Annotated in this window: 8 protein-coding genes; 2 read left to right on the top strand and 6 right to left on the bottom strand. The window is 60.8% G+C overall.

Features of this window, described 5'->3' with window-relative positions; all coding sequences use genetic code 11:
• Positions 1-242 precede the first annotated feature (242 nt).
• On the top strand, positions 243-854 hold the full coding sequence (locus BM225_RS19555) for a GntR family transcriptional regulator (protein WP_092465268.1): 612 nt from the start codon (positions 243-245) through the stop codon (positions 852-854).
• Here the strand turns inward: BM225_RS19555 and BM225_RS19550 are convergent, their stop codons facing one another.
• The 6 genes from BM225_RS19550 to bioB are packed head-to-tail and all read right to left on the bottom strand — an operon-like array spanning position 855 to position 6,271.
• The gene (locus BM225_RS19550) at positions 855-1,610 is read right to left on the bottom strand and encodes a methyltransferase domain-containing protein (protein ID WP_072707543.1); all 756 of its coding nucleotides are present in this window, start codon (positions 1,608-1,610) and stop codon (positions 855-857) included. It lies immediately after the preceding gene.
• A complete protein-coding gene (locus BM225_RS19545) occupies positions 1,607-2,227 on the bottom strand; it encodes a pimeloyl-ACP methyl esterase BioG family protein (RefSeq protein WP_072707545.1) in 621 nt (206 codons plus the stop codon). Before BM225_RS19545 ends, BM225_RS19550 begins: the two co-directional genes overlap by 4 nt.
• A complete protein-coding gene (gene bioA, locus BM225_RS19540; protein ID WP_072707547.1) occupies positions 2,227-3,510 on the bottom strand; it encodes an adenosylmethionine--8-amino-7-oxononanoate transaminase in 1,284 nt (427 codons plus the stop codon). Before bioA ends, BM225_RS19545 begins: the two co-directional genes overlap by 1 nt.
• Entirely contained in the window at positions 3,507-4,124 is a 618-nt protein-coding gene (gene bioD / locus BM225_RS19535; RefSeq protein ID WP_072707549.1) for a dethiobiotin synthase, read from the bottom strand. Before bioD ends, bioA begins: the two co-directional genes overlap by 4 nt.
• Positions 4,121-5,251, bottom strand: coding sequence for an 8-amino-7-oxononanoate synthase (locus tag BM225_RS19530; RefSeq protein ID WP_072707551.1), 1,131 nt, complete (start codon positions 5,249-5,251; stop codon positions 4,121-4,123). The genes bioD and BM225_RS19530 overlap by 4 nt, the downstream gene beginning before the upstream one ends.
• A 9-nt stretch (positions 5,252-5,260) precedes the next feature.
• Positions 5,261-6,271 carry a biotin synthase BioB gene (bioB, locus tag BM225_RS19525; protein WP_177218665.1) on the bottom strand — a complete coding sequence of 337 codons (1,011 nt, stop codon included), beginning with the start codon at positions 6,269-6,271 and terminating at the stop codon, positions 5,261-5,263.
• A 274-nt stretch (positions 6,272-6,545) separates the two neighbouring features.
• On the opposite strand from bioB, the gene BM225_RS19520 reads away from it, so the two are divergent.
• Positions 6,546-8,723, top strand: a complete 2,178-nt coding sequence (locus tag BM225_RS19520) for a DEAD/DEAH box helicase (protein WP_072707603.1) — start codon at positions 6,546-6,548, stop codon at positions 8,721-8,723.
• Positions 8,724-8,810: the final 87 nt, after the last annotated feature.

Here is an 8,810-nt window from a genome sequence, read left to right as displayed (position 1 = left end):
CGAACCTTCCAGCCTTCCGACCGTCCCGTCCGCCCCAACCGCGCCTCAGCGCCGCCGGTGAGGGGCCTTCTACGGATACCAACAAAGAGTCGCAACCCCCAAATCAACACAAAATCCAAAAAACTCAAAAAAATCCAAAATACTCAAAATCAAACAGCAACAAGATGTAGGGAGGGGTCTGTCGTCCCCCTTTGTTTTGGGGTTAACTCCGCCCCACACAACCACGGGAAGACACCAGCGCAATGGACAGCACGGTTCGCCAAAAAAGCTCTGACGTTATCAGTGCCGCATTAACCAAGCGTATCGTGCAGGGAGAGCTGAAACCCGGTGACAAGCTGCGACAGGACCATATCGCCAAAGAGTTCGGCGCGAGCCATGTGCCAGTTCGTGAGGCGCTCTTGCATCTTGTTGGCCGCGGGCTCGCGGTCGCCCTGCCCCGCCAAGGTGTACGCGTCGCACCGCTGGACCCTGACGCGGTCAAAGAGCTCAAGGTCATGCGACTCGCTCTGGAACCTGTGGCCCTGCGTCACTCGATTCCCCGCCTTTCCGAAGCCCAAATTCGCCGCGCCGAAGAGTTGCAAAGAATTTGCGATCAAGCCGAAGACGTCAGAACATGGGAAGCTGCCAATCGTGGTTTCCATCTGGCGACTATTGCGGCCTGCGACATGCCCCGACTGATCGGAGAGATTGACGACCTGCAGCTTCTGTCAGCGCGTCATTTCCTGCGACATGGCGCGGACCGGTGGCGCCGTCGCGAAGATTTGGAGCATCGTGCCATCATGACGGCAGTGCGCAAACGCGACATCGAGGGCGCGGTCATGGTGCTGCAACGCCACATCAGCCGGTTCGGGTAATCAAGGTTTGGTCGCGATAACCCAAACAGGGTGGTAAGTCAGCGGCACTCGCCCCGCGACAGCAAATCTGTCGACATAGGCCTGTGAGAACTGCTCTAGGTCCCGCCGGGTCCATCGTCCCGATGCACGGCCGTTCACCCCAGTACGCCGCAGGTGGCGGAGCACTTCGGTTGGGCTGTCGAACCACAGCTTGAAGGTTGCAGCCCCCAGATCAACAACTCTCAGGTCAGCGCTCAGCGCCGCCCCAATCCTGTCCGGTGTGATATAGCCTGGCGCACCAGCATCAGACCCTAGCTTTTGCAGCTCGACAAACTGCTGCGGTCCAAAGGTAGAAAGCGCGAGCCAACCGTGCGGTGCAAGATGCTCGGCAAGCCTACGCAACAGCGCATCGGGGTCCTCCAGCCATTGCAGAGCAGAGGCCGAGGCGATCAAGTCCACATCTGCGGGCCATGCAACCGTTTCGACCGCACCGCCGATAAACGCCTCGAACGGGACCACGATATCCTGCGCCACATCTGCCACCAGATCATTCAGGGTCGTGCGCTCAATCTGCAAAGCTTGGTGAAGTGGTTCGGTCAGGTGGCCCGTCCCGCAGCCAAACTCAAACAGGCTTCGGAAGTTCGTGGTCGGGCACACACGCAGCAAGCGCTGCACGAGCAAGCGGGCGATCCGCCGCTGAGGGCTCGCTTCAGCGCTGTAGCTCGGCAAGCTCCGGCGGAAGCTATCATGGACTTTGCGATCACGGATAGGAGTCATGCCAACCACTCCGCCCACGTCTGTCCAACCTCAAAAGGAGCATGGGGTGCGGCATCCAGCCAGCGCACAGCCGCCGATTGGTCCGCCCAAGCAGACTGAAGGGCAGCGGCTGGGAAAATACGATCCTTACGTGACAGCCAAATCCGGTCGAATCGCGTCGCTGGTGCCATTCCGCGCTGCGCGACGGCGCGCAACTCCGCGCGGCGGGCTTCGACATCGATGGCCGGAGCAGGCTTTACGCCAGCGCGGCGACAAAAACCACTAAAGCTCGATTCACTTAGCGCAGACGCGGTCGCTTCAACCATATCGGGCGGAATGCCATACGCGGCACTCACGGGATCCAGTGTGCCATTCACAGCGACCTTCCGATCAAAGGGATCCCCATATAACGCCAACCAGTGCCCCGCAGCAGCCACTCCGAAAGAGAACGCGATCAGCGCTCGGGATTGGTAGACCCCAAGATCAGGCAAATCCCCATCAAGGTCACGCCAATCTTCAACAAACAGAACGTCTGCGTCCCCCTGCAGCGCAGCAAAAGGTGCGGACCCAAGGGCCCACCCCCCGAAAACCACAATCGCCTTCTGCGATCCTGTGCGCTGCAACCACTCCGAACGCATTACGGCCCCTTAGCCAAATCCAGCATAGCGGTTGTAATGCGGCTTAGATCCTCTGGCTCAGTGATGAACGGGGGCATGGTGTAGATATTATGAGCAAAGGGGCGCAAGTACACGCCGGACTGGCGCGCTTTGCGATGAGCAATCGAGGTATCTTGCCACTCTGCCATCTGGATCACGCCAATCGCCCCCACGACGCGCACATCCACTACCCCGTCGTAGTCCGTCGCAGGCTCCAAATCCTCTCGCATCTGCGTTTCAATTTGAGCAACGCGGGTTTGCCAGGCTCCGTCCGCCATCAGGTCGAGGCTCGCACAAGCAGCCGCGCAGGCCAGCGGATTGCCCATAAAAGTCGGGCCATGCATGAAAACGCCCGCCTCAGACTCGCCGATGCCATAGGCCACATCCTTGGTCGCGACGGTGGCGGCGAAACTAATGTGCCCGCCAGTCAAAGCTTTGCCCAGACAGATGATGTCGGGCACAACGCCCGCGTGCTCTAGCGCAAAGGCTTTGCCTGTACGCCCAAACCCCGTCGCAATTTCATCAAAGATAAGAAGAATGCCCTGCTGATCGCAGCGTTTGCGCAGTTCGACCAAATACTGCGGATGGTAAAAGTACATCCCGCCAGCGCCCTGCACGACGGGCTCTAGAATAACAGCAGCCAAATTGTCGGCTTGCTCGGTCAGCAGCGCCTCCATCTCGGCAACACCATTCAGCACGGGATCATCAGGCCACTCCTGCCCCATCTGCACCGACGGGCGCGGCAGAAAGTGTTCGATCCCGAGCGCGCCACGGAAGAGCCCGTGCATCCCGTTCACGGGATCACAAACGCTCATCGCTTTCCAAGTGTCGCCGTGATAGCCCCCGCGAATAGTGGCAAAGCCTGTCCGACCCGTGCGCCCCATCGCCATTTGGTACTGAACCGCCATCTTCATGGCGACCTCGACCGACACAGATCCACTGTCGCAATAGAACACGCGATCCAAGGCATCGGGCAGCATGCCTATCAAACGCTTTCCCAGTTCCACCGCCGGATCATGGGTCAGGCCGCCGAACATCACGTGGGGCAAACTGTCCAACTGATCATGCATCGCCTGCACGATCTGTGGGTGACGATGACCGTGGATCGTGCACCACCAAGACGACATCGCATCGATCACGCGGGTGCCATCATCCAGAGTCAGCCAGATGCCCTCGGCCTCTTTGACCAGATGCACAGGGCCAGGCTTGGCGACGTTGGTATAAGGGTGCCACAGATGGTCGCGGTCGAACTCAAGCGGGGTCATAGGTGATCCTTGATCCGGTCCATGTCGATACCCTCGAAAGCTTTAGCGAGAGCTGCGGTCGTCACTTCGGGCATAACATCCAGTCGCCCGAGTGAGGCAACGAGACCCATCTGGCAAATAGTCTCTTCGACCTCTGGCTCGGGCTCGCCAATGAATGCGACTCCGACGACAAGACAGCCCTCGGCCCGCAGCGCGCGCAGGGACAAGAGAGTGTGGTTGATCGTCCCAAGCTGCGTGCGGGCACAAAGGATCACCGGCTTTTGCCAACGAGCAAACACATCCAGATAGGTCACCTGCCGATTCAGAGGAACCATTAGGCCCCCTGCCCCCTCGACAACCAAGGGCCCCTCAACTTCGGGGATCTCTAGATCGGTGTCGATTTCAACGCTCTCTGCTTCGGCCGAGAGGTGCGGCGAGGCGGGCATGTCCAACCGGTACGCCTCGGGCAACGCGGGTCGGCCAGACAGGCGGGTGACGATTTCGGTGTCGGTCTCTTCTTCGAGGCCTGACTGCACGGGCTTCCAGTAGGTCGCGCCAAGGGCTGCGGTCAGTCCCGCGCTAAAGATCGTTTTGCCGATGCCGGTGTCGGTTCCGGTGACGATGATCGCGCTCATGCGGCCTCCTGTTGGCGGGAAATGTGTTCAAAGAGGGATGTGATATCCGCATGGGTCACGTTGCCGGTGATCGAAACGCGCAAGCGCGAGGTATTGCGCGGTACGGTCGGCGGGCGGATACCGCGGACGTCAAAACCAGCGTGCTGCAACGCCTCGGCACGGGCCATGGTCGGTTTATCCGCGCCGATGATCACGGGAATGATCTGGCTTTGCAGGTCGTTCAGGCCACAGAGGCGCGCGGCCTCTTGGTGCGCATGGGCGATACGCGCTTCCGCCGCGTCCTTGTACTGCGGCTGGGACTGCAAAGCACCGATCGCGGCACGCACCAAAGCCGCATCGAAAGGCGACGGCGCTGTCGCAAAGATGAAGGGCCGCGCACGATTGATCAGCGTATCAATCAGCACCCGCGCCCCGCAGATCAACGCACCCGAAACACCAAGGCCCTTGCCGCAGGTATGCAGGGTGAGCACCTCTACACCGTCGTAGCCATGGGCCATGCCCTGCCCCACCGATCCAAACACGCCGGTTGCATGGGCTTCGTCCACCACGAGGATCGCGCCGACATCGCGGGCCAGCGCGGCGAAATCGGCCAATGGCGCAATGTCGCCCTCCATGGAATAGACGCTCTCGACCGCGATCCAGATTTGGCCATCGCCGCCCTTTGCCTGCCAGTCCGACAGTTTCAGACGCGCATCTGCGGCATTGTTATGGTCAAAGCTCACCAGATCGGCGCGGCCCAACCGCATCCCGTCGTGGGCGCTGGCGTGGACCAGCTCATCATACAGAACCAGATCGCCCGCTGCTGGTAGCGTCGAGAACAGCGCCACATTTCCTTGAAAGCCTCCACCCATATAGAGTGTCGCTTCGGACCCAAAGAACGCGGCTGCCTTGGCCTCCAGCGCTTCGTGCTCCGGATGGTTGCCGCGCAAAAGGCGCGACCCACCAGACCCAAGCGGGACGCCACGCTCTAGCGCATCTAACGCCGCGCGCTTCAATATGTCAGAGCCAGCCAGCCCCAAGTAGTCGTTGGACGCAAAGTCCAGACCCGCGCGGGGCGCAAGGCGGCGCAGCCGTCCGCGCGATGCGAGCGACTGCAAGCCGGTATCGTGTCGGGTCAGAGCCTTCATCGGTCTGGCTTATTCGGCCGCCGTAGCTGCCGCAGCATCCGCCGCTTCGTTTTTACAAATGCGACCTTCGGTAAAGGCTTCCATGGTTTCCAGCCCCAGCTTGGCAAACAGGATTGCGTCCTTGTCCTCTTCGGGGTTGTCGGCGGTCAGCAGGGTGTCGCCCACAAAGATCGAGTTCGCGCCAGCAAAGAAGCACATTGCCTGCAGCTCGTCGCTCATGTCGGTGCGGCCGGCGGACAGGCGCACATGACTGGTTGGCATCAGGATGCGTGCCAGCGCGACGGTGCGGACGAATTCGATCGGGTCCAGCTTCTCGACATTCGCCAGCGGCGTGTCGGGCTGGGGCATCAGCATGTTGACGGGTACCGAGTCGGGCGCTTCGGGTAGGTTCGCCAAAGTGACCAGCATTTCCACGCGGTCCATCATCTGCTCGCCCATGCCCACGATCCCGCCAGAGCACACCTTGATCCCTGCTTCGCGCACGCGGGTCAGGGTCGCCAAACGCTCGTCAAAGCTTCGGGTGGTGATGATCTCTTTGTAATAGCGCTCAGAGGTATCGATATTGTGGTTGTAGTAATCGAGACCGGCATCCTTCAGACGGGAAACCTGATTATCCTCAAGCATGCCAAGGGTCATGCAGGTTTCCATACCCAGCTCTTTGACGCCTTCGACCATGGCGGTCAGCACATCCATATCGCGGTCCTTGGGGCTGCTCCATGCAGCCCCCATGCAGTAGCGGGTCGCGCCGCCCTCTTTGGCTTTCTTGGCCTGCGCGATCACGCGCTCGACCTCGATCAGCTTGGACGCGGGCAGTTTCGAGCCATTTCGGGCCGACTGCGAACAATAGGCGCAATCTTCGGCACAGCCACCGGTCTTGATCGACAAAAGCTTGGAGCGCTGGACCTGATTGGGATCGAAATGGGCACGATGCACAGTCTGCGCCTCGTAAAGCAGGTGCATGAGCGGCTTGTTATAAATCTCGCGCGCCTCTTCGACAGTCCAATTTTGCTGGCCAGCCATGCCGCCCTCCATTTTATAGATAATTTTCGCGGGTCTCCCCTGTCCCCGTTGGTTTTATCTATCACGACACACATTGCAAGCATGTCAGCGCCAACAATCCTGCCCCCAAAGATGAAAATCACGAGTCTTTTCAGCAAAGACCCTGTACAGAACACATCAATTGCTATAGGCGGGCGCGATTGCCGCCGGGACTAGTGCTGTATGGATGCGCCGCCCCTTCCGCGAAAACTGCGGATTTGCGGCCAAATCCTCTGACTTGAAAGCAGACAAGCACGTGAAAAACACCCTCGCACAGGCGCTGGAGCGCCGTGGATATTCCAGCCTTACTCCCGTTCAAGAAGCTGTGAGCAATCCTGAACTCGGCACCCAAGACATGCTGGTGTCAGCCCAAACCGGCTCTGGTAAAACTGTTGGCTTCGGCCTGGCTATCGCAAATGCGATTCTCGGCGATGCCGACACATTCGGCGCCGCCGAAGCGCCCTTGGCCCTAATCATCGCCCCCACCCGCGAACTGGCCCTGCAGGTCAAACGCGAGCTGGTATGGCTGTACGAAGATGCCGGCGCCTTTCTTGCGTCCTGCGTTGGCGGCATGGACTTCCGCGATGAAAAGCGTGCGCTCGCTCGCGGAGCGCACATTGTCGTTGCCACACCCGGGCGTCTGCGTGATCACATCCAGCGCGACACCATCGACCTGAGCAACGTCCGCGCCGTGGTGCTGGACGAAGCAGACGAGATGCTGGACCTTGGCTTCTCCGAAGATCTTGAGTTCATTCTGGGGTCCTGCCCCGAAGAGCGTCAGACCCTGCTGTTCTCGGCCACCGTGCCCAAAGAAATCGAGCGCATGGCCAAGAAGTACCAGCGCGATGCCCTACGCATCAGCACGGTCTCCGAGCAAAAACAGCACTCTGACATCGAATACCGCGCCATGGTCGTCAATGACCGCGACTCGGAAAACGCGATCATTAACGTTCTGCGGTATTACGAGGCACCCAACGCGATCATCTTTGCGAACACCCGTGCAATGGTGGCCCGCATGACATCGCGCCTGTCGAACCGTGGTTTCTCGGTCGTGGCTCTGTCGGGCGAGTTGACCCAAACCGAACGCACCCACGCGCTGCAAGCGATGCGCGATGGCCGTGCCCGTGTTTGTGTGGCGACCGACGTGGCGGCGCGCGGCATCGACTTACCCAATCTGGAACTGGTGATCCACGCGGAGCTGCCCAGCAACCACGAAACCCTGCTGCACCGTTCGGGCCGGACCGGCCGCGCGGGCCGCAAGGGCGTTAGCTCGTTGATGGTGACCCCGAAGAACCGCAAGAAAGCAGAACGCCTGCTGAAATGGGCCAAGCTGAATGCGACTTGGGGCTCTGCCCCGTCCGCCGAAGAAGTGGCTGCCAAGGATTCTGAGCGCATGCTGGCAGACGAGTCGTGGCAGGATACGCCTACCTCGACAGAACAGCCCACTGTGGACCTGCTGACCCAGACCTTCAGCGTCGAGCAACTGGCTCTGGCTTACTTGCGCGCCCTGAACACGGGCCGTTCGGCCCCCGAAGAGATTGACCAGATGTCCGTGGACGCGCCCGCGCCGAGAAAACAGCGCGAAGAGTTCACCGAGTCGGTCTGGTTCCAGATGGACGCCGGTCACAACCAGAACGTCACCCCGCGCTGGATGCTGCCGATGATCTGCCGTGCCGGCGACATCACCAAGGACGAAATCGGCGCGATGCGCATCCTGGACACCGTCAGCTACATCGAGCTTCGCGCCGATGCCGTTGCCGGATTCTTGGACGAGATCGGTGCGTCGATGACCACCGACCGCGGCTACGTTCTGAAACAACTGGACGAAGCCCCCAAGCTTTCCAAGCCCCAGCCGCGCAGCAAGTCAAACCGGAAATTCGCGGAAAAGAACGACCGTCCCTTCAAGCGCAAGCGCGAGGATGACGACCGTCCGCGTCCCGCCTCTGCGGAACGTGCGCCTCGCCCTGCAGGTGATCGTCCTGAACGCACTGAACGTCCGACGCCCTGCCCAGTTGAGGCGCATGGCCCCGTTGCCCGCAAGACCAAACCAGTCTGGGGTGACAAACCCGCTGGCGACAAGCCCAAGTCGGACAAGCCGCGCTGGGACAAAACCAAACGTGAAGATCGTGATGACCGTCCCCGCGCACCGCGCTCTGACGACCGCCCCGGCAAGCCCGGCGGGAAACCAGCAGGCCGCAAGTTTGGCGATGACCGCGGCGGGAAGCCTTCGGGCAAGCGCCCGTTCAACAAGGACGGCAAAGGCGGCTTTGGCAAGGACGACCGCAAGGGCGGCAAACCTGACGGTGCGAAACGCGGCTTTGGCGCGAAACCTGGCCGCCCCGCTGGCAAAGGCGGCGACGCGACGCCCTTCCGAAAACCGGCCAAAGGCGGCAAACCGGGCAAGCCCGGCGGCGCCCACGGCAAGCGCCCATAATTGACCAGAACACACCGCCCCGGCTGACCTTCAGTCCGGGGCGGCTTCGTACTGGAACCTTGTTTCTCGGGTCGCTATAGACCCGGC

Source organism: Donghicola eburneus, assembly GCF_900115865.1.
GTDB lineage: Bacteria > Pseudomonadota > Alphaproteobacteria > Rhodobacterales > Rhodobacteraceae > Donghicola > Donghicola eburneus.
Note: the sequence above shows the minus strand (reverse complement) of the source record. Positions and strands in the feature narration are given on the sequence as shown.